At 62.0% G+C, this 20,071-nt stretch carries 25 protein-coding genes; 15 read left to right on the plus strand and 10 right to left on the minus strand.

The window, feature by feature from the left end:
- Position 1 precedes the first annotated feature (1 nt).
- Positions 2–238 (minus strand): hypothetical protein, encoded by a 237-nt coding sequence (locus tag C5L10_RS05285; protein ID WP_105428796.1) that lies wholly within the window; start codon positions 236–238, stop codon positions 2–4.
- Between the two features lie 48 nt (positions 239–286).
- Here C5L10_RS05285 and C5L10_RS05290 point away from each other — a divergent pair, with 48 nt between their 5' ends.
- The 12 genes from C5L10_RS05290 to C5L10_RS05345 all read left to right on the plus strand — a co-directional run bounded on the left by C5L10_RS05290 (position 287) and on the right by C5L10_RS05345 (position 10,572).
- A complete protein-coding gene (locus C5L10_RS05290) occupies positions 287–1,168 on the plus strand; it encodes an alpha-D-ribose 1-methylphosphonate 5-phosphate C-P-lyase PhnJ (RefSeq protein WP_105428797.1) in 882 nt (293 codons plus the stop codon).
- Positions 1,165–1,941 carry a phosphonate C-P lyase system protein PhnK gene (phnK, locus tag C5L10_RS05295; RefSeq protein ID WP_038592229.1) on the plus strand — a complete coding sequence of 259 codons (777 nt, stop codon included), beginning with the start codon at positions 1,165–1,167 and terminating at the stop codon, positions 1,939–1,941. The genes C5L10_RS05290 and phnK overlap by 4 nt, the downstream gene beginning before the upstream one ends.
- 11 nt (positions 1,942–1,952) lie before the next feature.
- Positions 1,953–2,663, plus strand: a complete 711-nt coding sequence (gene phnL, locus C5L10_RS05300; RefSeq protein ID WP_105428798.1) for a phosphonate C-P lyase system protein PhnL — start codon at positions 1,953–1,955, stop codon at positions 2,661–2,663.
- Positions 2,660–3,277 (plus strand): DapH/DapD/GlmU-related protein, encoded by a 618-nt coding sequence (locus C5L10_RS05305; protein ID WP_105428799.1) that lies wholly within the window; start codon positions 2,660–2,662, stop codon positions 3,275–3,277. The genes phnL and C5L10_RS05305 overlap by 4 nt, the downstream gene beginning before the upstream one ends.
- A 115-nt stretch (positions 3,278–3,392) precedes the next feature.
- Complete coding sequence (gene phnC / locus C5L10_RS05310) at positions 3,393–4,250, plus strand: phosphonate ABC transporter ATP-binding protein (protein WP_105428800.1); 858 nt, start codon at positions 3,393–3,395, stop codon at positions 4,248–4,250.
- Positions 4,251–4,331: 81 nt separating this feature from the next.
- Complete coding sequence (gene phnD, locus C5L10_RS05315) at positions 4,332–5,243, plus strand: phosphonate ABC transporter substrate-binding protein (RefSeq protein WP_105428801.1); 912 nt, start codon at positions 4,332–4,334, stop codon at positions 5,241–5,243.
- A gap of 72 nt (positions 5,244–5,315) precedes the next feature.
- Positions 5,316–6,296, plus strand: a complete 981-nt coding sequence (gene phnE / locus C5L10_RS05320) for a phosphonate ABC transporter, permease protein PhnE (protein WP_105428802.1) — start codon at positions 5,316–5,318, stop codon at positions 6,294–6,296.
- Entirely contained in the window at positions 6,296–7,639 is a 1,344-nt protein-coding gene (gene phnE / locus C5L10_RS05325) for a phosphonate ABC transporter, permease protein PhnE (RefSeq protein ID WP_105428803.1), read from the plus strand. Before phnE (C5L10_RS05320) ends, phnE (C5L10_RS05325) begins: the two co-directional genes overlap by 1 nt.
- A 112-nt stretch (positions 7,640–7,751) precedes the next feature.
- A complete protein-coding gene (locus C5L10_RS05330; RefSeq protein WP_105428804.1) occupies positions 7,752–8,465 on the plus strand; it encodes a DUF1045 domain-containing protein in 714 nt (237 codons plus the stop codon).
- Positions 8,462–9,601 (plus strand): alpha-D-ribose 1-methylphosphonate 5-triphosphate diphosphatase, encoded by a 1,140-nt coding sequence (locus tag C5L10_RS05335; protein WP_105428805.1) that lies wholly within the window; start codon positions 8,462–8,464, stop codon positions 9,599–9,601. The genes C5L10_RS05330 and C5L10_RS05335 overlap by 4 nt, the downstream gene beginning before the upstream one ends.
- Positions 9,601–10,200, plus strand: a complete 600-nt coding sequence (phnN, locus tag C5L10_RS05340; protein WP_105428806.1) for a phosphonate metabolism protein/1,5-bisphosphokinase (PRPP-forming) PhnN — start codon at positions 9,601–9,603, stop codon at positions 10,198–10,200. The genes C5L10_RS05335 and phnN overlap by 1 nt, the downstream gene beginning before the upstream one ends.
- Before the next feature lie 75 nt (positions 10,201–10,275).
- The gene (locus C5L10_RS05345) at positions 10,276–10,572 is read left to right on the plus strand and encodes a hypothetical protein (protein ID WP_046602925.1); all 297 of its coding nucleotides are present in this window, start codon (positions 10,276–10,278) and stop codon (positions 10,570–10,572) included.
- A gap of 9 nt (positions 10,573–10,581) precedes the next feature.
- Here C5L10_RS05345 and polA read toward each other — a convergent pair whose 3' ends face one another.
- Complete coding sequence (polA, locus tag C5L10_RS05350; RefSeq protein ID WP_105428807.1) at positions 10,582–13,572, minus strand: DNA polymerase I; 2,991 nt, start codon at positions 13,570–13,572, stop codon at positions 10,582–10,584.
- A 415-nt stretch (positions 13,573–13,987) separates the two neighbouring features.
- Between polA and C5L10_RS05355 the strand changes: the two genes are divergently transcribed.
- Together C5L10_RS05355 and C5L10_RS05360 are read left to right on the plus strand one after the other, a co-directional pair.
- The gene (locus tag C5L10_RS05355) at positions 13,988–14,419 is read left to right on the plus strand and encodes a MarR family winged helix-turn-helix transcriptional regulator (RefSeq protein ID WP_046602923.1); all 432 of its coding nucleotides are present in this window, start codon (positions 13,988–13,990) and stop codon (positions 14,417–14,419) included.
- A gap of 131 nt (positions 14,420–14,550) precedes the next feature.
- On the plus strand, positions 14,551–15,939 hold the full coding sequence (locus C5L10_RS05360; RefSeq protein WP_105428808.1) for a M20/M25/M40 family metallo-hydrolase: 1,389 nt from the start codon (positions 14,551–14,553) through the stop codon (positions 15,937–15,939).
- A gap of 481 nt (positions 15,940–16,420) precedes the next feature.
- On the opposite strand, the gene C5L10_RS05365 is transcribed toward C5L10_RS05360, so the two are convergent.
- Positions 16,421–16,630 (minus strand): cold-shock protein, encoded by a 210-nt coding sequence (locus C5L10_RS05365; protein WP_007754264.1) that lies wholly within the window; start codon positions 16,628–16,630, stop codon positions 16,421–16,423.
- Positions 16,631–17,102: 472 nt separating this feature from the next.
- Between C5L10_RS05365 and C5L10_RS05370 the strand changes: the two genes are divergently transcribed.
- Entirely contained in the window at positions 17,103–17,570 is a 468-nt protein-coding gene (locus C5L10_RS05370) for a YbaK/EbsC family protein (protein ID WP_105428809.1), read from the plus strand.
- Here C5L10_RS05370 and C5L10_RS05375 read toward each other — a convergent pair.
- The 7 genes from C5L10_RS05375 to C5L10_RS05405 form a co-directional block, all read right to left on the minus strand.
- Entirely contained in the window at positions 17,567–17,938 is a 372-nt protein-coding gene (locus C5L10_RS05375; RefSeq protein ID WP_105428810.1) for a hypothetical protein, read from the minus strand. The two genes, C5L10_RS05370 and C5L10_RS05375, sit on opposite strands and share 4 nt — an antisense overlap.
- Positions 17,939–18,013: 75 nt before the next feature.
- Positions 18,014–18,226 (minus strand): hypothetical protein, encoded by a 213-nt coding sequence (locus tag C5L10_RS05380; RefSeq protein ID WP_172716915.1) that lies wholly within the window; start codon positions 18,224–18,226, stop codon positions 18,014–18,016.
- Positions 18,227–18,523: 297 nt separating this feature from the next.
- A complete protein-coding gene (locus tag C5L10_RS05385) occupies positions 18,524–18,718 on the minus strand; it encodes a hypothetical protein (RefSeq protein WP_046638098.1) in 195 nt (64 codons plus the stop codon).
- A 93-nt stretch (positions 18,719–18,811) separates the two neighbouring features.
- Positions 18,812–19,054: a hypothetical protein gene (locus tag C5L10_RS05390; RefSeq protein ID WP_105428811.1), complete on the minus strand. Its 243-nt coding sequence runs from the start codon at positions 19,052–19,054 to the stop codon at positions 18,812–18,814.
- Positions 19,055–19,174: 120 nt separating this feature from the next.
- The gene (locus C5L10_RS05395) at positions 19,175–19,378 is read right to left on the minus strand and encodes a hypothetical protein (protein WP_105428812.1); all 204 of its coding nucleotides are present in this window, start codon (positions 19,376–19,378) and stop codon (positions 19,175–19,177) included.
- Between the two features lie 120 nt (positions 19,379–19,498).
- The gene (locus C5L10_RS05400; RefSeq protein ID WP_046638101.1) at positions 19,499–19,681 is read right to left on the minus strand and encodes a hypothetical protein; all 183 of its coding nucleotides are present in this window, start codon (positions 19,679–19,681) and stop codon (positions 19,499–19,501) included.
- 137 nt (positions 19,682–19,818) lie between these two features.
- A complete protein-coding gene (locus C5L10_RS05405; protein ID WP_172716916.1) occupies positions 19,819–19,992 on the minus strand; it encodes a hypothetical protein in 174 nt (57 codons plus the stop codon).
- Between the last annotated feature and the right edge of the window lie 79 nt (positions 19,993–20,071).

The following is a 20,071-nucleotide window of genomic DNA, read 5'->3' on the forward strand; positions in this document are numbered from 1 at the left end:
ATCAGTCGCCTCCGCCGCCTCCACCGTCACCACCTCCGCCGCCATCGCAGGCGCCGCCCGCGTTGGCGCCGTCGCAGCCGCTCCCGTAGGCCCCAACCCCACCGCCCTCGCTGCCCGCGTTGGCCCTGCCGCGGTTTTTCGGCGGCTTGATGACATAAAAGGGAATGATGATCCCGCAGGCGACGAAGGCCGCGAAGACGGCCACGCCCAGCAATCCGTTCGAAGTGATGGCGTCCATGACAGCCTTTCCTTCTAGTTGGTTCATGCAGTCACAGGATACTCCAAGATGACGGACCTCGCCACTTACAACTTCGCCTATCTCGACGAGCAGACGAAGCGGATGATCCGCCGCGCGATCCTCAAGGCGATCGCCATCCCCGGTTACCAGGTGCCCTTCGCGTCCCGCGAAATGCCGATGCCCTATGGCTGGGGCACCGGCGGCGTGCAGGTGACGGCAGCGATCATCGGCCCCGAAGACGTGCTGAAGGTGATCGACCAGGGCGCCGACGACACCACCAATGCGGTCTCGATCCGCGCCTTCTTCCAGAAGGTCGCCAATGTCGCCGTCACCACCCACACCAAGGACGCGACGATCATCCAGACCCGCCACCGCATTCCCGAGCACAAGCTCGCCGAGGGCCAGATCCTCGTCTACCAGGTGCCGATCCCGGAACCCTTGCGCTTCCTCGAGCCGCGCGAGACCGAGACCCGCAAGATGCATGCGCTGGAAGAATACGGGCTCATGCATGTGAAGCTCTACGAGGATATCGCCCATAACGGCCGGATTTCGAAGACCTATGCCTATCCGGTCAAGGTCGCGGGCCGCTACGTGATGGACCCGTCGCCGACGCCGAAGTTCGACAATCCGAAGATGCACCGGTCGGAGGCGCTGCAGCTGTTCGGCGCCGGCCGCGAGAAGCGCATCTACGCCGTGCCGCCTTATACAGATGTCGTCAGCCTCGACTTCGAGGATCATCCGTTCCAAATCCAGACCTTCGACAAACCCTGCGCGCTCTGCGGCGCCGAGAACGTCTATCTCGACGAAGTGGTGCTGGACGACAAAGGCGGCCGCATGTTCGTCTGTTCGGACACCGACAATTGCGAGGACCGCCGCGAACACGGCCATGTCGGCGCCATGCTGGCGCCAGCCAAGGAGGCAGCGGAATGACCGACACCCCTCTTCTCAAAGTCAGCGGCGTCTCGAAATTCTACGGCAGCCGGATCGGCTGCAAGGATGTTTCCTTCGACCTGTGGCCGGGCGAAGTGCTCGCCATCGTCGGAGAGTCGGGCTCCGGCAAGACCACGCTGCTCAACTGCCTGTCGACCCGGCTGATGCCGACGACCGGCAGTGTCGAATACCGGATGCGCGACGGCAATTTCCGCGACCTCTACCACATGAGCGAGGCTGAACGGCGCTTCCTGATGCGCACCGACTGGGGCTTCGTGCACCAGAACCCGGCCGACGGCCTACGCATGACAGTCTCGGCCGGCGCCAATGTCGGCGAGCGGCTGATGGCCGTCGGTGACCGGCACTACGGCAAGATCCGCGAGACGGCGAGCGACTGGCTGACCCGCGTCGAGATCGGCACCGACCGTATCGACGACCAGCCGCGCGCCTTTTCCGGCGGCATGCGCCAGCGCCTGCAGATCGCCCGCAACCTGGTGACCGGCCCGCGCCTGGTGTTCATGGACGAGCCGACCGGTGGTCTCGACGTCTCGGTCCAGGCCCGCCTGCTCGACCTGGTGCGCGGTCTCGTCAACGATCTCGGCCTGTCGGCGATCGTCGTCACCCACGATCTCGCGGTCGCCCGTCTCCTGTCCCATCGGATGATGGTGATGAAGGACGGCCATGTGATCGAACACGGACTGACCGACCGGGTGCTCGACGACCCCCGCGAGCCTTATACCCAGCTTCTCGTCTCTTCCATTCTTCAGGTCTGAGGAGAATACCGATGGCCACCCCTCTCGTCGTTTCTGAAGTCTTCAAGAGCTTCACCATGCATCTGCGCGACGGCATCAAGCTGCCGGTCGTCAAGGATGTGAACTTTTCCGTTGCGAGCGGCGAATGCGTCGTGCTCGGCGGCCCGTCAGGCATCGGCAAGAGCTCAATCTTGAAGATGCTCTACGGCAACTACGCCGTCGATGCCGGGCAGATCCTCGTCGATCACAAGGACCGGATCGTCGATATCGCCCGCGCCGACCCGCGCACGGTGCTCGACGTGCGGCGCCATACGCTCGGGTATGTCAGCCAGTTCCTGCGCACCGTTCCGCGCGTCTCCGCGCTGGACGTGGTCGCCGAACCGCTGGTCGCCCGCGGGATCGCAGCGCCGGAAGCGCGCAACAAGGCGGCCGAGCTTCTGGCCAAACTCAACCTGCCGCAGGAGCTCTGGACCCTGCCGCCGGCCACGTTTTCGGGTGGCGAACAGCAGCGGGTCAACATCGCCCGCGGTTTCATCACCAGCCACCGCATCCTGCTCCTCGACGAGCCGACCGCTTCACTCGACGCGGTTAACCGGCGCGTCGTCGTGAACATGATCGCGGACAAGAAACGCGAGGGCGTCGCCCTTCTCGGCATTTTCCACGACGAGGAAGTGCGCGAAGCCGTGGCTGACCGCGTTCTCGACGTCTCCCAATTTTCTCCGCGAAAGGCAGTCGCTGCATGAGCGTCAAGGTGGGGCTCGAGCCCGCGATCCACGAAACGGCAAACGTCAGCAATTCCACGCTCGGCCCGTATACGGAAATTTCCGAGCGCTGCCGCATCAGCGAGGCCGAGATCGGCGCCTATTCCTACATCATGCAGGACGGCTCGATCTGGTGTGCGACGATCGGCAAGTTCGTCAACATGGCGGCTTCCGTGCGCATCAACGCCACCAACCATCCGACGTGGCGTGCGACGCTGCACCACTTCACCTATCGCGCCGCCAGCTACTGGGACGATGCCGAGGATGAGAAGAGTTTCTTCGAATGGCGTCGCGACCATCGCGTCACGATCGGCCATGACGTGTGGATCGGCCATGGCGCCACCGTGCTGCCGGGCGTCACCATCGGCAACGGCGCGGTGATCGGCGCCGGTGCGGTGGTATCGAAGGACGTCGCGCCCTATACGATCGTCGGCGGCGTGCCGGCAAAGCTCATCCGCGAGCGTTTCACGAAAGCGGTCGGCGAAGCGATGGACCGGCTTGCCTGGTGGGACTGGGATCACCTGAAACTGAGGGCTGCTCTCGACGACTTCCGGGCACTTTCGGCAGAGGAATTCGTGTCCCGTCATGCCAGGTAACGGAAGCGCGGCGGGCGCTTCCGGAATATAATAAAACCGACATAAATCCGACATTCAGACTTCATCAACCATCGCTATCGAGCTCTCAGAAAAAAAGCTGAATTGGCGAGAGAGCATGAAGTTCGAATTGAGGGACATCACCCGCCGTTTCGGCGATCGTATCGCGGTGAGTGCCGTGAACGTCGAGATTCCCCAGGGCCAGATGGTCGGCATCATCGGCCGCTCCGGCGCCGGCAAGTCTACCCTGTTGCGCATGATCAACCGACTGCAGGAGCCGAGCTCCGGCTCCATCTACTTCAACGGCGCCGAAGTCTCCTCCCTCAAGGGCCGGGCGCTGCGCAACTGGCAGCGCGACTGCGCGATGATCTTCCAGCAGTTCAACCTGGTCCCGCGCCTCGACGTGATGACCAACGTGCTGCTCGGCCGTCTCAATCACCGTTCGACGACGATGAGCCTCTTGAAAATCTTCAGCCGTGACGAGCGCGTCATGGCGATGGCGGCCCTCGAGCGACTCGGCATCGAACAGACCGCACTGCAGGCGGCCGGAACGCTGTCGGGTGGCCAGCAGCAGCGCGTCGCGATCGCCCGCGCACTGGTGCAGGCGCCGAAAATGATGCTCGCCGACGAGCCTATCGCCTCGCTCGATCCGCTCAACGCCAAGATCGTCATGGATGCGCTACGTGACATCAACGAGCGCGAAGGCATCACGGTCATCACCAATCTGCACACGCTGGATACGGCCCGCAGCTATTGCGAGCGGATCATCGGCATGGCGGGCGGCCGCGTCGTCTTCGACGGCCCGCCGCAGCAGCTCAATGCCAATGCGGTGCGCGAGATCTACGGTTCCGACAAGGATGGCGCCGGCATCGACGAGACCATGACATCGACCAGCCTGGCCCCCGCCCGCCGCGGCGAGGCTGCGGTCGCGATCGACACATCCGGCATGGTGACCGAAGCCGCCGCCATGCGCTGACCTGTTTCCGGCTGCCGACCCGCGGCCGGAAGACTGACGCCCTTTCCGGGTTGACCACCCCAATCACCAAAGGAGACTTCCATGTCTGCATTCCGCAAGATCCTGATGGCGACGATCGCCATCGCCGCCGTTGCCGGCCATGCCCACGCTCAGAGCGCACCGGTTCTGCGCATCGGCCTCGACGGCGGCGAAAACGAAGCCGACCAGATCCGCCGCACCGAATGCGTCAAGCCGGGCTTGATCGCCGCGACCGGCGCTTCGGACGTCAAGCTCTTCCCGTCGCCTAACTACAACGGCGTCATCCAGGGTCTGCTCGGCGGCACGATCGACCTCGCCGTCATGGGCGCTGCTTCCTACGCGGCGATCTACATCAAGGACCCGAACGCCGTTACCCCGGTCCTGACCACCAAGCAGGCCGACGGTTCGACCGGCTACTACTCGATCATGGTTGCCCGCAAGGATTCGGGCATCAAGACGCTCGCCGACGCCAAGGGCAAGAAGATCGGCTTCGCTGATCCGGACTCGACCTCTGGCTACCTCGTGCCGAACGTCGCCCTGCCGAAGGATATCGGCATGCCGGTCAAGCAGTACTTCTCCGAAACCGGCTTCGGCGGCGGCCATGAGAACCTCGTTCTCGGCATTCTCGACAAGAAGTTCGACGTCGGCACCACCTTCGGTTCGGCCGTCGGCGACTGGGCTCAGGGTTACTCGTCCGGCAACCTGCACATCATGGTCTCCAAGGGCCTGCTCGACATGGACGACATCGTCCAGGTCTGGAAGTCGCCGCTCATCCCGAACGGCCCGCTGATGGTTTCCAACAAGCTTTCGGACGACATGAAGAAGAAGGTGACCGCCTACTTCGCCGAGCTGCCGAAGAAGGACAAGTCTTGCTTCGAGAGCTTCACGGGAGGCGGTTACGTCGACTGGTCGCCGGTCGACCAGAAGTTCTACCAGACCATCATCGACGCTCGTAAGGCTGTCATCGGCGGCTGATCCAACGTCTGATCAATATCTTGGCGGCGGCATCATGACGATGCCGCCGCTCGTTCAACAAGGATACCCAGAATGGCGCACGTGGCCGGACCCGCTCAGTTCAGCGGGCTGCAGGAAAGCTCCCGCACCATCCTCGACCATTATCAGCAACAGGTGCGGACCCGGCGGATCTATACCGTCGTCTCCATCGTCGTTTTCCTGATCGTGCTCGGCGCGTCGCTGGACTTCGCCAACGAAGCCAATTCCGGCAAGTTCTTCGAACGCCTTCCCTATTTCTTCGATTTCTTGAAGAGCTTCGTGCCGAACAGTCCGCTGGAGATCTTCCGCGCCATGTTCGACCTGCCGTCGCCCTATGCGGACGGATCGATCAAGTTCGACTATACGAGCGATCGCGTCTGGATCACCGACAGTTTGTATATTCCGAACTTCTTCTATCAGCTGGCGATCACCATCAACATCGCCATCGTTTCGACCATCCTCGGCGCCACGGGCGCCTTCCTTCTCTGCTTCTTCGCCTCCACCAATCTCGTCGGCGCCGGTCTCACGCGCTGGGTGGTGCGGCGTATCATGGAAATCCTGCGCGCCTTTCCGGAGATCGTCGTCGCCGGCCTGCTGGCCGCGATCCTGTCGATCGGTCCGATCGCGGCGATCATCGCCGTGTCGATCCACACCATCGGCGCGCTCGGAAAGCTATTCTTCGAAGTGGTCGAGAATGCCGACATGAAGCCGGACGAAGGCCTGCGCGCGTCCGGCGCCAGCTGGCTGGAGCGCGTCCGCTTCGCCATCCTGCCGCAGGTCCTGCCCAATTTCGTCTCCTACACGCTCCTGCGCACCGAGATCAACGTGCGCGCTTCGACCATTATCGGCGCCGTCGGCGGCGGAGGCATCGGGGAAGTGTTCAGCCTGTCGATCGGACGTGACCACGCCGCCAAGACCTATGCGATCATCATTCTTCTTCTGATTACAGTCATCTGCGTCGACCAGTTCTCGGCCTGGCTGCGCCGCCGGCTGATCGGCAAGCAATCGTTCGAATTCGGCCGAGGAGCTGCCTGATGTCCAATCTCGCCGTCAATGCCGCCGATCGCGAACGCCTGCTCGCCACCTATCCGGAAGTCTTTCACCGCAGCGTCATGCAGCGCTGGGGCCTGGCGATCGCGGCCGTCGCGGTCTTCATCTACCTCGCCTTCTGCTTTTCCTTCTTCAACGTCATCCCGACCTTCGTCAACGGCAACTGGGATCGCGCGGCGATCTACCTGCAGGACTGGTATTCATGGCGCGCGCAGCCCCGCCTGCGCTTCCAGAACGGTCAGGTCGTCCCACAATGGACGAGCCGCGGGCAATATCCCGAGGGTGCGGCGATCGACTGGCTGAAACCGACCTCCAATGGCGGCTACACGGTAATCTTCGGTAGCGGCAACCGGCTCGACGTGACCCCGAGCCAGGTCGACGTATATCTCGACGGCAAGCTCTATCCCGTCGCGATCAAAGGTGACCGGGCGGTACTGCCGGACGGTGCGCCGGCGCGGATGATGCAGGACGGCAACAAGGTCAATGTCCGTTTCGGCTTTGCCGGCCAGGCGGAAATCCGCAACAGCCAGGTCTATGTGCAGCGGCGCTTCCTCGGCTGGGCGAATTTCTTCTTCGACACGCAATCGCCGTTCTGGGGTCGCAGTGTCACCAGCGTGGCCGGGCTGATGCTCTTCGGCGAGCGGCTCGACCCGAGCCAGTCCAATGCCTCGCTGGCGCTCGACAACTTCTTGAACAATAGCAGCTGGCAGCATGGCGATATTCTCTCCAAGCTGATGCAGACGCTGGTCATGGCCTTCGTCGGCACGCTGTTTGCCACCCTCATCGCCTTCCCGCTCGCCTTCGTCGCCGCGCGCAACATCACCACGAGCCGGCCGATGAACTGGGGGATGAAGCGCTTCTTCGACTTCCTGCGCTCCATCGACATGCTGATCTGGGCCCTGTTCTTTACCCGCGCCTTCGGGCCGGGGCCGCTCCCGGGGATCGCCGCCATTTTCTTCACGGATACCGGTGCGCTCGGCAAGGTCTATTCGGAAGCGCTGGAGAATGTCGACGACAAGCAGCGCGAGGGGGTCAAGTCGGTGGGTGCCGCCCCGGTCATCGTGCAGCGTTACGGCGTGGTGCCGCAGGTCCTGCCGATCTTCATCTCGCAATCGCTGTATTTCTGGGAGTCCAACACCCGTTCGGCAACCGCGATCGGCGCTGTGGGCGCGGGCGGTATCGGCCTCAAGCTGCTCGAATCCATGAAGACCAATGCGGACTGGGACAAGGTTGCCTACATGGTCCTGCTGATCCTTCTGGTGGTCTTCGTCTTCGACAATCTCTCCAATGCGCTGCGTTCGCGCGTCATGGGCAAAAAGGGCCACTGACAGGCCAGATTATCATCATCCTGTCATGGAAATCTTTTAGCCGGGGGTCCTGTTTCACGGGCCGGCGCGCAGGTAAAGTCGGCCGGCCTTCTCCTGATTCCGGAATCCCGTTTTGCGCTACGCTCTCTATTTTTCGCCCGCCGAAAACCATCCGCTGACGAAGGCGGCAGCGCGTTGGCTCGGCCGAGACGCCTTTACCGCCGAGACGTTTCCGACGCCCGATGTCGAAGGCCTCTCCCGCGACACCGTCCATGAACTGACTGCCGATCCGCGCCGCTACGCCTTTCACGCGACGCTCAAGGCGCCGTTCGAATTGCATCCGGACCGGACGGAAGCCGAGCTGATCAGGGCCGCCGAACGCTTTGCCGCAGAGACCACGGCGTTCGACATCCCGAACGTCATCGTCGGCCAGCTGGGACGGTTCTTCGCGCTGGTTCCCGACACCATTTACCCGGAGCTCCAGCATTTTGCCGGACGCGTCGTCGAAGAATTCGAACATTTTCGCGCGCCGCTGACGGAGGCCGACATCGCACGGCGTAAACCTGATATGTTAAGCTCCGCCCAGCGCGCCAATCTCGACCGCTGGGGTTATCCTTATGTCATGGACGAGTTCCGCTTCCACATGACGTTGACCGGGCAGGTCCCGCCCGAAGAGGCGCCCATCATGCGCCACGAGCTCGACCGCCGCTTCGCCGATTTCGCCAACGCCCCGCTGACCGTCGACGGGCTCGCCATCTTCGTGGAGCCCGAGCGCGGCGCACCCTTCATCGCCCATCGCTGGCTGCCGCTGGCGTCCGCCTTCGAAAACAGAAAGACCGCATCATGACCGCCGAACTCGTGCTCACCAATGCCCGCATCGTGCTCGAGGACAGCGTGATCTCCGGTTCCGTGCAGATCCGGAACGGCAAGATCACCGACATCTCGGAAGGCAATGTCCATACCGGCGAGGATTTCGAGGGTGACTATCTGATCCCGGGCCTGGTCGAACTCCATACCGACCATCTGGAACAGCATTATTCGCCGCGTCCGGGCGTGCGCTGGAACACCACGGCGGCGATCCAGGCCCATGACGCGCAGATCGCCACCTCCGGCATCACCACCGTCTTCGACTGCCTGCGCATGGGCGCCGACGAGGACGGCGGCTTTGCCCATGGCGAAATGCGGGACATGGCGGACGCGATTGCCGCCGCCGCCGCCTATGGTCGCCTGCGCTCCGAACATTTCCTGCATCTGCGCTGCGAAGTCTCCGCCGACAACTGCATGGAGCATTTCGTCGACTTCGAGAACGATCCGCATGTGCGGCTCGTCTCGCTGATGGATCACGCGCCGGGCCAGCGGCAGTTCCAGACCATGGATCAGTACACGCTCTACTACCAGAAGAAGCGCGGCCTCAGCGACGAGGCATTCGCCGCTTTCGTCGCCAAACGCCAGGAAGAATCGGCACGCAATGCGACGCCGCACCGCGTTGCGATCTCCAAGATCTGCGCCGAGCATGGCATTACAGTCGCAAGCCATGACGACGCGACGCTTTCCCATGTGGGCGAAGCGATCGACAACGGCGTTCGGTTGGCGGAATTCCCGACCAGTTTCGATGCGGCAAAAGCTTCGCACGAAGCGGGCATGAGCGTGCTGATGGGTGCCCCAAACATCGTTCGCGGCAAGTCGCATTCCGGCAATATCGCCGCTCGCGACCTTGCCGAGCGTGGCGTGCTCGACGTGCTCTCCTCCGATTACGTGCCGCTCAGCCTGCTGCACGCGCCCTTCGTGCTCGCCTCGGAGGTTGAAAGCATCTCGCTGCCGAAGGCGCTCGCCATGGTGACATCGACCCCTGCCCGCACCGTCAGCCTCGACGACCGAGGCCGGATCGCGACCGGCCTGCGTGCCGATATCGTCCGCGTCCATCACGAGGAGGGGGTTCCCGTCTCCCGCGCCGTCTGGCGGGAAGGCCGGCGGGTCGCCTGATGGACGCCAGGCCGACAGCAACGGAACCGGAGCGAAGCGGCTGCATGGTCGCGGTCGTCGGCCCGAGCGGGGCCGGCAAGGACACTCTGATGGCCTATGCCGCCCGGTTCTTCGAGGGCCGCGATGACGTCGTCTTCGTACGGCGCGTCATCACCCGCAACGCCGCCGCCGGCGGTGAAGACCATGACGGCGTTTCCGAAGCGGAATTCGAGGCTCTGGAAAAGGCCGGCCGTTTTGCGGTCTCCTGGGGTGCCCACGGCCTGCGATACGGCATTCCCGTCGAGACGAAAGCGGCCATGGCGAAAGGCCAGCTGATCGTTGCCAACGGCTCGCGTTCCGCGCTGGCCCGGTTCAAGGATGTCTATCCGTCGCTGGTGGTCATCAACATCACCGCCAGCCTGGACGTGCTCGCGGCCCGGCTCGAAGCGCGCGGACGGGAAACGCGCGAGGAAATACTTCGGCGTCTCGAACGCAGCTCGCTGACCGTGACCGGCGACTACCGGGTGGTGACGATCGACAACAGCGGATCGCTGGAAGATGCCGGCAGGGCCTTGGTCGACGCTCTCAACAGTTGCCTTGCGAGCCACCCGATTGGTTAGCGAAAAACGTTCGATCGTTCTTTAAAGTCCCTGATCCGGCTCTATGTGTCTTTCCTTATAAGGAAAGGAAAAATCATGGGCCAGAGCAAGCCGCGCGAAGGGCAACGTCCCGATGGGGCAACTGCCATCGATCTGGAAGCGCGCGTCGTTGTTCTGGAAATCGTCTCCATGACGGCGTTGGCGCTTGCCATGGACACGTCCGAGAACGCGGACATCGAACACGCCCGCGGGATCAGCAACCTCGTTCTCGAAGCCGTACACCAGCGCTGTCACGAGATGAACATGCCGGAGGATGCGCGGCTCACCGCCTGCACCTACGCCGACGAGCTGCTTTCGACCGCGCTTCTGTCACTTTATCCGCAGGAACACTGAGCCTTAGGCTCAATGCGCTTCGTCCCAATTGCTGGCGGCGCGAGCATCGACCTTCAGCGGCACCCGCATCGAGATCGCCGGCATGGCCGCCTGCTCCATGGTCGAGATGATCACCGGCAAGGTCTTGTCGATCTCCTCATCCTCGACCTCGAAGATCAGTTCGTCGTGCACCTGCAGCAGCATGCGGGCGCTTCCGTTCAACCCGGCCGTTTCAAGCGCCGGCTCCATCTTCGCCATGGCGCGGCGGATGATATCGGCGGCCGAACCCTGGATCGGCGCATTGATCGACGCACGTTCGTTGAAGGCACGCACCGAAGGGTTGGAGGACTTGATCTCCGGATAATGCGCCCGGCGGCCGAAGATCGTCTCGACGTAACCGTTCTCGCGGGCAAAAGTCTTGGTGCTTTCCATGTAATCGCGGATGCCCGGGAAACGCTCGAAATACTTCTTGATGTAGTCGCCCGCTTCAGAGCGTTCGATCGACAGCTGGTTGGCGAGCCCGAAAGCCGAGATGCCGTAGATGATGCCGAAGTTGATCGCCTTGGCGCGGCGGCGCACTTCGCTCGGCATGCCTTCGACCGGCACGCCGAACATTTCCGAGGCCGTCATCGCGTGAATGTCGATCCCATCGGCAAAAGCCTGGCGCAGCTGCGGAATGTCGGCGACGTGCGCAAGCACGCGCAGCTCGATCTGGCTGTAGTCGGCAGAGACCAGCTTGTGGCCGGGCGTCGAGATGAAGGCGGTACGGATCTTGCGGCCTTCCGCCGTACGCACCGGAATGTTCTGCAGGTTCGGTTCCGAAGAGGAAAGGCGGCCTGTGGTGGTGGAGGCAAGCGAGTAGCAGGTGTGGACCCGCTTGGTCTCCGGGTGAACGTAACCCGGCAGCGCGTCCGTATAGGTGGATTTCAGCTTTGTCAGCTGGCGCCAGTCGACGATCTTGCGCGGCAGGGGATGGCCTTCGGCAGCCAAGTCTTCCAGCACGCTGGCCGAGGTCGACCACTGGCCGGTCTTGGTCTTGGCGCCGCCCGGCAGGCCCATCTTGCCGAACAGGATGTCGCCAAGCTGTTTCGGAGAGCCGACGGTGAATTTTTCTCCTGCCAGTTGGTAGATCTCGTCTTCGAAGGCGGCGGCCCGCTGGGCAAGCTCTCCCGAAAGCCTGGACAGTATCTGCCGGTCGATAGTGATGCCGCGCTCTTCCATGCGGGCGAGCACCGAGACCAGCGGCCGCTCGAGCCGTTCATAGATGCGGGTCAGGCCCGCAGCCGCCAGCTGAGGTTTCAGCACCATCCACAGGCGCAGCGTCACGTCGGCGTCTTCCGCCGCATAGGCGGTCGCCTTGTCGATATCGACGAAGTCGAAGGTGACGCCCGCCTTGCCGCTGCCGGCAACTTCCTTGAATGTGATCGGCTTGTGGTTCAGCCAGCGCTCCGACAGGGCGTCCATGCCGTGGTTCGCCTTGCCAGCCTCCAGCACATAGGACATCAGCATCGTATCGTCGTAACCCTCGACGGTGATGCCATGACGCCTCATCAGCAGGTAATCGAACTTCAGGTTCTGCGCCACTTTCAGGACCGACGGGTCTTCAAGCAGCGGCTTCAGGCGCGCCAGCGCCTCCCGGGTCGGGATCTGGTTTTCGGCAAGCCCGCCGCCGAGCAGATCGCCGACGCCGGTCTTGTGGATCAGCGGCACATAGGCCGCACGGACCTCAAGGCCGGACGGGTTGGCGATATTGTCGGCAAGTGCGAGGGAAAACCCAACCAGCTCCGCCTGCATCGGATCAAGCAATGTGGTTTCCGTGTCGAAGGCGACGAGACCGGTTTCCTGCGCCGCGCGGATCCAGTCGTCCAGCACCGTCAGGTCCCGGATGGTCACGTAGCAGCTCGGATCGAGTTTGGCCTTGGCAAAGGCTTCGATGCGGGCCTCAGCGAGTCCGGCCGGCGTTGCCGCCTCCATGCCCTTGGCGACCGGCGCCTTGGCGGGATGAGCCGGCGCTTCGGCTGCAGCCTCGCCGGTATCGACCGCTGCCGCGCCGCCGGCATCGAGGTCCGGGCCGCGGGCGGCCTGGCCCCATTCGACGTTGACGACGGCGGGTTCGATGGCATCGGCATCGCAATTGCAGGCGGCGGCGACGCGGCGCGTCAGGGTGCCGAATTCCATGGTCTTCAGGAAACCGACCAGTTTCGGGCCGTCCTGCGGCTCCAGCACCAGCGCATCGAGATCGAGGTCGAGAGGCACGTCGAGTCGAAGCGAGACGAGCCGTCGCGAAAGGCGGGCGAGATCCGCATTGGCGACGATGTTCTCGCGGCGCTTCACCTGCTTGATCTCGCCGGCGCGGGCAAGCAGCGTGTCGAGATCGCCGAATTCTTCGAGAAGCTGGGCTGCCGTCTTCGGGCCGATGCCCGGAATGCCCGGCACGTTGTCGACCGAATCGCCGACCATCGCCTGCAGGTCGATCATCTTCTCCGGCGGCACGCCCCATTTCTCGATGACATCGGGAACGCCGATCTGCTTGTCCTTCATGCTGTCGTACATGTGGACGTTCGGCGTCACGAGCTGCATCAGGTCCTTGTCCGACGAGACGATGGTCACATCGGCGCCGGTCGCCTCGGCCTGGCGGGCATAGGTCGCGATGATGTCGTCCGCCTCAAAACCTTCGGTCTCGATGCAGGGCAGGTTGAATGCGCGGGTCGCCTGGCGGATCAGGCCGAATTGCGGGATCAGTTCTTCCGGCGGCGCCGAACGGTTCGCCTTGTAGGCATCGTACAGGTCCTTGCGGAAGGTCTTGGCGGAATAGTCGAAAATGACGGCGAAATGGCTGGGCGTCACGCCGACCGAGGTGTCGCGCGCATCGGTCAGCAGCTTCCACAACATGTTGCAGAAGCCGGAGACGGCGCCGACGGGCAGGCCGTCGGATTTGCGGGTGAGCGGCGGCAGCGCGTGGAAGGCGCGAAAAATGAAGCCGGAACCGTCGATAAGGAAAAGATGATCGCCTTTTTTCATGGCGCAAGGAATAGCGTGGGGCATTTGATCCGTCCACGAAAACTTCGCTGCCGGGAAGCCTCCCGCCCTCACCGGAACGTTACCGATTTGTAATATGCTTTTCTCTTGAAAAGCCCGGTTCGGGCCCACATTTCCTACTCACCGGCGATTGATCACGCCGCAGTCTGGCAGCCGGCATGTCCCCCGCCGAACCAGGCCGGACAAAGGCCTATCCCCCCTCTCCGGGCCTTTGTCCTTCCATCAGAAACCGCCACGGCTGTCCCCTCCCTGCCGTGGCGGTTTTTTATTGCTCTTTCGCAGGAAAGACTTGTCATTTACCCCATCTTCGCACAGGCTTGGCGAAAGCATGGCGTGCGATATATCTGGCAGATATTGCTCGCAAACGGGCTCGTTCAGGGAGGGATGAAGACCAGCCATGGGATTCGACCGCTCGCATTCTGCGACATACCTGGCGGGCCAACTCGCCAAAGGCTTTGCGCGCTCCTTGCAGAAGCGGGCGATGGTGCTTGGCTTTTCTCCCGGCCAGTTTCCCGTCCTACTCGAACTCTGGCAGGAAGACGGGCTGACGCAGAAGCAGCTCCTCGACAAGCTGGAGGTCGAGCAGGCGACGCTCGCCAACACGCTCGCCCGCATGGAGCGGGATGGCCTCATCCAGCGCACCCCCCATCCGAACGACCGCCGGGCACAGATCATCACGCTGACCTCGCTCGGCCGCGAGCTGGAAGTCCAGGCCGTGGAAGCGGCTTCCGAAGCGGATGCGGCCCTGTTCTCAGGCTTTCGTCGCTTCGAGCGCGAACTGATGATCGAATACATGCGGATGATCGTCGAGAACGCACGCAAGATCTAAGCCAACGGCGTTGGCGTCTTTGCCATTGTCTCCGCTGCCCCTGACTTGCTAACAAGGTCGGGCATTCGAAACGATGGGCCGCTTCTTGCCTCCTGGGCTCGAGGTCTCGCATTTCAAAGACAGGATTTCCCATGACCGATCTTTCCGCCGTCCTCGACCGCGCCGACCAGAACCTTCCCGCAAGCCTCGAGCGCCTGTTCGGCCTCGTCCGCATCAAGTCGATCTCCACCGACCCCGCCTTCAAATCCGATTGCCGCCAGGCTGCCGAGTGGCTGGCGGCCGAACTAAAGGATCTCGGCTTCGAGGCGTCGGTTCGCGATACGCCCGGTCATCCGATGGTCGTTGGCCACCACCCGGGCGCCAGCGCTGATGCGCCACACGTGCTGTTCTACGGTCACTACGACGTCCAGCCGGTCGATCCGATCGATCTCTGGGAGGACGATCCCTTCGATCCCAAGGTCAAGGAACTCGGTGCCGGCCGCAAGGTGGTGACGGGCCGCGGCGTTGCCGACGACAAGGGGCAGCTGATGACTTTCGTCGAAGCCTGCCGGGCTTACAAGGATGTCCATGGCTCGCTGCCGGTGCGCGTCACCATCCTCTTCGAAGGCGAAGAAGAATCCGGCTCGCCGTCGCTCAAGCCCTTCCTCGACGCCAATGCCGCCGAGCTGAAAGCCGATTACGCGCTCGTCTGCGATACCGGCATGTGGGATGCGGATACGCCGGCGATCACGGCGTCGCTGCGCGGCCTGGTCGGCGAAGAAATCATCGTCACCGCCGCCAACCGCGACCTTCATTCCGGCATGTACGGCGGCGCTGCGGCAAACCCGATCCAGATCCTGTCGAAAATCCTCGCCGGACTGCATGACGATACCGGCCGCGTGACGCTCGAAGGCTTTTACGACGGCATCGAGGAGACACCGTCCAACATCAAGGCGGCCTGGGAAAACCTGGTCAGCGGTCGCGACGACTTTCTGGGAGAGGTGGGCTTGTCGGAGCTGGCCGGCGAAAAGGGCCGTTCGCTGCTCGAACTGCTCTGGGCGCGGCCGACCTGCGAATTCAACGGCATCAGCGGCGGTTACGAGGGCCAGGGCTTCAAGACCGTCATCGCGTCGAAGGCGTCGGCCAAAGTGTCCTGCCGTCTCGTCGGAGGCCAGGATCCGGAAAAGATTCGTGAGAGTTTTCGTGCCTATGTGCGCTCGAAGATCCCGGCTGACTGCTCGGTGGAGTTCCTGACGCATGGTGGCTCGCCGGCGATCCAGCTCGGCTACGATTCGCCGGTGCTCACCAAGGCGAAGACGGCGCTTTCCGAGGAGTGGCCGAAGCCGGCCTTGGTTGTCGGCGTCGGAGGATCGATCCCGATCGTCGGCGATTTCCAGAAGACGCTCGGCATGGAATCGCTGCTCGTCGGCTTCGGCCTCAGCGACGACCGCATCCACTCGCCGAATGAAAAATACGACCTGCGCTCCTTCCACAAGGGTATCCGCTCGTGGGCGCGTATCATCGCGGCGCTGGCTGGCTGACCTCTGAAGGCCTGAAACGGAGAAGGGCCTGACGCGTCTCCGCGTCAGGCCCTTAAAAACAAAAAGGCCGGGGCAAGCCCGACCTTTCCACTCCCATTCACTGGTGCCAGTACATCCGTGGTCACTCGAAATGGGACAAGCATTTCCGACGCGGCCGCTCTTCGACCTTTTCAGATCACTGCGGCTCTAGCGGTCATCGTCCCTCGGTTAGGTAAACATCCCGTTAACGCGGATATGAAAACTGCCTCAAGACGGCACGGTCGCCGGTATTTGCCGTAACACACATGCTCGCTCAGGTTTTTGGAGCCCCGACCATGCGGTGCGTCGGAAACGCTATTGAACCCTAGATGGGAGCTAAGGTTTCCGCTTTCAAGGGGCTAACCTTAGAATCGCTCTAAACACCGGGACAGCCCGGTCCAGAAAAGCAGAAAGGCCGGACGAGCCGGCCTTTCGCGAGTTCGACATTGAGGTCTTCAGCAGATCATGCGCCCTGGAGGCGGTCTGCGGAAACCTTGCCAGAACGCTTGTCGCTGACGAGTTCGTAGGAGATCTTCTGACCGTCCTTGAGCTGGCCTAGGCCAGCGCGCTCAACGGCGGAGATGTGAACGAAAACGTCCTGCGAACCGTCGTCAGGCTGGATGAAGCCGTAGCCCTTGGTTGCGTTGAACCACTTTACAGTACCGGTAGCCATAACGATGCCTTTCCCTTGCAAATATGACCGACTATTCCACGCTAAAGCGCTTGGAACGTTGAAGTTTCGTATTTGAAGAGAGATCGTCGCAAACGCCGCGAGGCGCATAGTGCTGGCTATCAAACAAATATCGATGGCGAACCAGATAATGGCTCCGGTCAAAAAGGTCAAGATCGGGAAAATTAAGCCGCGCTTTCAAAGGCGAAATAGCCAGCGATTTCAAGGCGCGTAAAACAGAAAACCCGGCGCGGGAGGAGGTGCGCCGGGTTTCCGAAACTGACCAACAACTGGGAGGAGGAGGTGTTGTCGGTCCCATCTGGGGCGCTGGGAGGAGGAGTGCGCCCGTCGATGAATTAAACATACAGGAGTGGAGCTTAAAAAACAGTCACGATATCGCAGTGCAGCATTGCAATCCTCGCATAGCTCCTTTGTCCTCTTGCGGCCGGCGCCATCCTGCGCCAGTTTGAGTGGCATGAGCCTCGAATCCGTCCGCGCCTTCTTCGCCGCCAACGCCCCCGATGTCCACGTCATCATTACCGAGGAAAGCTCGGCCACCGTGCCGCTTGCAGCCCTCGCCCACGGTGTGGCGCCCGAGCAGATTGCCAAGACGATCTGCGTGCGCGCCGGGGAAATCACCGTGCTCGTGGTGATGTCGGGAACCAGCCGACTGGACAACCGTAAATTCCGGGATCATTTTGGCGCTAAGCCGCGGATGCTCGGCGGTGACGAGACGGCCGATATCACCGGCCATCCCATCGGCGGCGTGTGTCCGTTCGGGTTGCCTTCCCCGATCCCGATCTATTGCGACGTGTCGCTGCGGAAATTCGCGGAAGTCGTGCCTGCGGCGGGCGCCACCAATGCCGCCGTGCGCATCAGCCCCGACCGTGTGGCGGACCTAACCGCAGCGATCTGGATCGATGTCGGTCAGGATCCTGTCTAGAAGCGGCCGCTCAAGTAACGGTCGTACCAGGCGTGCTTGCTTTCCGCCGAAGCGGTTGCAACCACATAGCCGATGGCAAAACCGATTGCGCCGATCAGGGTAAACAGCGTCGTGGTCGCAGCGGGATGTTCGCGGATGGTGCCGGCAACCGAGCTTGCTTCGTTCTGTACATAATGCGCAGCGTTGCCGGCGCGCTCAGTGACCTTGCCATAGGCGGCACCGGTCTTTTCGGCGAGCATTTCGCGCAGGTTGGAAATCTCGGAACGCAGCGTCGCAATCTCGGTCCTGACGTTTTCGCTGGGTTCGTGATCGAAAGAGGGCGTATCCGACTTCGCGGGGGTGTTCAGGTTTCTGATGGGCTCTGCCATGACGGTCTCCTTGGGTTTTTCAAGAGACCGTTCAACTGCCGAAGGACTGATAGGTTCCTCGTTTAAAGCAGGAACCTACCGGCTTTTTGCCAGCGCCTCGGCCAGCGCCGAGAGCTTTTGCTTGTCGTCCGAGCCCTTTTGAAGGGAATTCACCAGGATCAGCGCCAATGCCTCCGCATCGGGACTCGCCTTGTCGATCTGGTGTTCGGCGCAAGCCTGGTCAAAGACCTGCTGCAGCAAGCTGAGCTGGTCCGGATTGACAGGATTTCTAACCATCTGTGTAGGCATATAACCCTCCCGATCATACGGTGCCCGACCGGCGGACCATTCCCCTCGCCCTGCTCAGCAATGGCGGCTGGAGAAAATTACCAGCGGCCTTCTATTGAGACAGACTTGCGCCGGCCTTGTCGGCGCCCGAGGAACAAAAAGGTCTACAAGCCACAGGAGGAAAGATTTTGAGCCTTGGCTAATAAATTGACAATAACAATAATAGACGGGTGCAATATAAGGGTGGACCCGTACGGGTTGCTACCTATACGGGTCCAGCGAGTGTCCGCAGACGAGGCATGAAGGTCCGAGGGCGGCTTATGCCATGCCCGCCGGATCGCCGGTCGGCATCAGAGCGGGATTGAGCGTCGGATCCTGCGGGTTCTTGGTGTCGCCGGGATCCTGCGCAGGCGTCAATGGCGGCTTTTCCTGGGTTCGATCGGGAATTCCGCCTGCCGGTGTCGGTCCACGCGGCTGGGGGCTCGGAGTCGGGATAGGATCTCGATTGGGCATGATGGTCTCCTTTTTCCTGTCAGGAAACCAACGACTGGAGCGCGCCACGGTTCCGCGGGCGGCCGGTATTCCCGAAGAAAACCTCGCTCGCCTTCAGCGATACCAGCGACGGTCGCGGGAGGCGGATGACACGCCGAGCATGTAGCCTATTGCCAAGCCGAGCAGACCGACGGCAGCAATTGCCGAGCCGGTAGCGGCCGGATGGTCGACGGCGTGGGCGGCGACCATGCCCGCCTCGTCCTTGACATGATGAACGGCAGATTTGGTGCGGGCGGCAACGCCTGTCTCTTCGGCGACATCACCGGTAAAGCCGGCAGCGAGAGGTTTTTTGGCCATTGAAGTCTCCTTTTCGGAAACAACACCCAAGCGGAACGTGAGGTTCCGTCTCCAGCTTCCCATCTAACAAGCTGAAGAGAATCAAAACCCGCGCCGACAGGGCCGGCGCGGGCAAAACCATTATTCGGTGACTTTAGCCTGTCCTTCGGACTGCTTCAGCACGGCGGCTTCCTGGCGCGGGTCCACTTTCGGAGGCGCGATGCTTGCCGTAGTGACTTCCTTGTCCACCTTGGCGGAAGCCGTGACGTTGTGGCCGGCGCATTCCGCAAGGGCTGCGGTGGACGACAGGCCGAGCACGGCGGCGATGACGAGAACTGTCTTCATGCCATTCTCCTTTCGCTGTGGTTACAGGTGCCAGGGTAACCCGTAGTGCGATGAACCCGAAATCACGAATTCGCGTTTTCAGGTTGCCTCATATAGCCTGTTTTCATCGCTTGGCGGCGATTACATCAGTTTTGAAAGGGTTTCGCGATTGACGAAAATATCAGTTTTCCCGGCTTCATAAGCGGGGTGGCTGAACTCCAGCATTCCCCTTTCAGGCATTTCAAGTGCCTGCTTGACGCTGACCAGCCCCACAGGGACGCGCTGGTCGCCATTTCGGACGACTGCCTCGACGATTTTCTGCATATCCTCCCCTCCTCCAAGGTGGAATCCGCCATAACGCGGAGCGCGCATCCTTGTTCCACCAGGATTCGGATTTTTTTAGGTCGGACATGTCAGGCCCGCAGCTTTTCTCACGATCCAGCGAGCGGACTTTTGGCTTCTCAATGTAAATCCAGCGGCAGCTGAATTCCTTTGGGAATATTCGGGCGTCGCTGGTTGGCGATCTGTATCTTCTGGAACGTCTCGCGCCGACGCTGCGCTTCAGCCTCGCGCAGAGCCTTCGATGCCGCGACTGCGGCCATTGCACGTTCGATCACCTGTTCGGTTCTGCTCATCAGCACCTCCAAATGTTCTCTATTTGTTCTCATAAATGGAATGGGAAGTCAAGCGGTTCAAGACCCGGCCAAATAAGCG

The organism is Neorhizobium sp. T6_25 (assembly GCF_002968555.1).
Taxonomy (GTDB): Bacteria; Pseudomonadota; Alphaproteobacteria; order Rhizobiales; family Rhizobiaceae; genus Neorhizobium.

What these genes read in the sequence shown, in the direction of transcription:
- C5L10_RS05345 (WP_046602925.1), top strand. Translation starts at nt 10,276, where the DNA reads ATGGGCCAGAGCAAGCCGCGCGAAGGGCAACGTCCCGATGGGGCAACT.
- C5L10_RS05400 (WP_046638101.1), bottom strand. Translation starts at nt 19,681, where the DNA reads ATGCAGAAAATCGTCGAGGCAGTCGTCCGAAATGGCGACCAGCGCGTC.
- C5L10_RS05375 (WP_105428810.1), bottom strand. Translation starts at nt 17,938, where the DNA reads ATGGCAGAGCCCATCAGAAACCTGAACACCCCCGCGAAGTCGGATACG.
- C5L10_RS05355 (WP_046602923.1), top strand. Translation starts at nt 13,988, where the DNA reads ATGGGATTCGACCGCTCGCATTCTGCGACATACCTGGCGGGCCAACTC.
- phnE (WP_105428802.1), top strand. Translation starts at nt 5,316, where the DNA reads ATGGCGCACGTGGCCGGACCCGCTCAGTTCAGCGGGCTGCAGGAAAGC.
- C5L10_RS05335 (WP_105428805.1), top strand. Translation starts at nt 8,462, where the DNA reads ATGACCGCCGAACTCGTGCTCACCAATGCCCGCATCGTGCTCGAGGAC.
- C5L10_RS05360 (WP_105428808.1), top strand. Translation starts at nt 14,551, where the DNA reads ATGACCGATCTTTCCGCCGTCCTCGACCGCGCCGACCAGAACCTTCCC.
- C5L10_RS05365 (WP_007754264.1), bottom strand. Translation starts at nt 16,630, where the DNA reads ATGGCTACCGGTACTGTAAAGTGGTTCAACGCAACCAAGGGCTACGGC.
- phnC (WP_105428800.1), top strand. Translation starts at nt 3,393, where the DNA reads ATGAAGTTCGAATTGAGGGACATCACCCGCCGTTTCGGCGATCGTATC.
- phnK (WP_038592229.1), top strand. Translation starts at nt 1,165, where the DNA reads ATGACCGACACCCCTCTTCTCAAAGTCAGCGGCGTCTCGAAATTCTAC.
- phnE (WP_105428803.1), top strand. Translation starts at nt 6,296, where the DNA reads ATGTCCAATCTCGCCGTCAATGCCGCCGATCGCGAACGCCTGCTCGCC.
- C5L10_RS05385 (WP_046638098.1), bottom strand. Translation starts at nt 18,718, where the DNA reads ATGCCCAATCGAGATCCTATCCCGACTCCGAGCCCCCAGCCGCGTGGA.
- C5L10_RS05390 (WP_105428811.1), bottom strand. Translation starts at nt 19,054, where the DNA reads ATGGCCAAAAAACCTCTCGCTGCCGGCTTTACCGGTGATGTCGCCGAA.
- C5L10_RS05370 (WP_105428809.1), top strand. Translation starts at nt 17,103, where the DNA reads ATGAGCCTCGAATCCGTCCGCGCCTTCTTCGCCGCCAACGCCCCCGAT.
- polA (WP_105428807.1), bottom strand. Translation starts at nt 13,572, where the DNA reads ATGAAAAAAGGCGATCATCTTTTCCTTATCGACGGTTCCGGCTTCATT.
- C5L10_RS05285 (WP_105428796.1), bottom strand. Translation starts at nt 238, where the DNA reads ATGGACGCCATCACTTCGAACGGATTGCTGGGCGTGGCCGTCTTCGCG.
- C5L10_RS05405 (WP_172716916.1), bottom strand. Translation starts at nt 19,992, where the DNA reads ATGAGCAGAACCGAACAGGTGATCGAACGTGCAATGGCCGCAGTCGCG.
- C5L10_RS05290 (WP_105428797.1), top strand. Translation starts at nt 287, where the DNA reads ATGACGGACCTCGCCACTTACAACTTCGCCTATCTCGACGAGCAGACG.
- C5L10_RS05305 (WP_105428799.1), top strand. Translation starts at nt 2,660, where the DNA reads ATGAGCGTCAAGGTGGGGCTCGAGCCCGCGATCCACGAAACGGCAAAC.
- C5L10_RS05380 (WP_172716915.1), bottom strand. Translation starts at nt 18,226, where the DNA reads ATGCCTACACAGATGGTTAGAAATCCTGTCAATCCGGACCAGCTCAGC.
- phnL (WP_105428798.1), top strand. Translation starts at nt 1,953, where the DNA reads ATGGCCACCCCTCTCGTCGTTTCTGAAGTCTTCAAGAGCTTCACCATG.
- phnD (WP_105428801.1), top strand. Translation starts at nt 4,332, where the DNA reads ATGTCTGCATTCCGCAAGATCCTGATGGCGACGATCGCCATCGCCGCC.
- phnN (WP_105428806.1), top strand. Translation starts at nt 9,601, where the DNA reads ATGGACGCCAGGCCGACAGCAACGGAACCGGAGCGAAGCGGCTGCATG.
- C5L10_RS05395 (WP_105428812.1), bottom strand. Translation starts at nt 19,378, where the DNA reads ATGAAGACAGTTCTCGTCATCGCCGCCGTGCTCGGCCTGTCGTCCACC.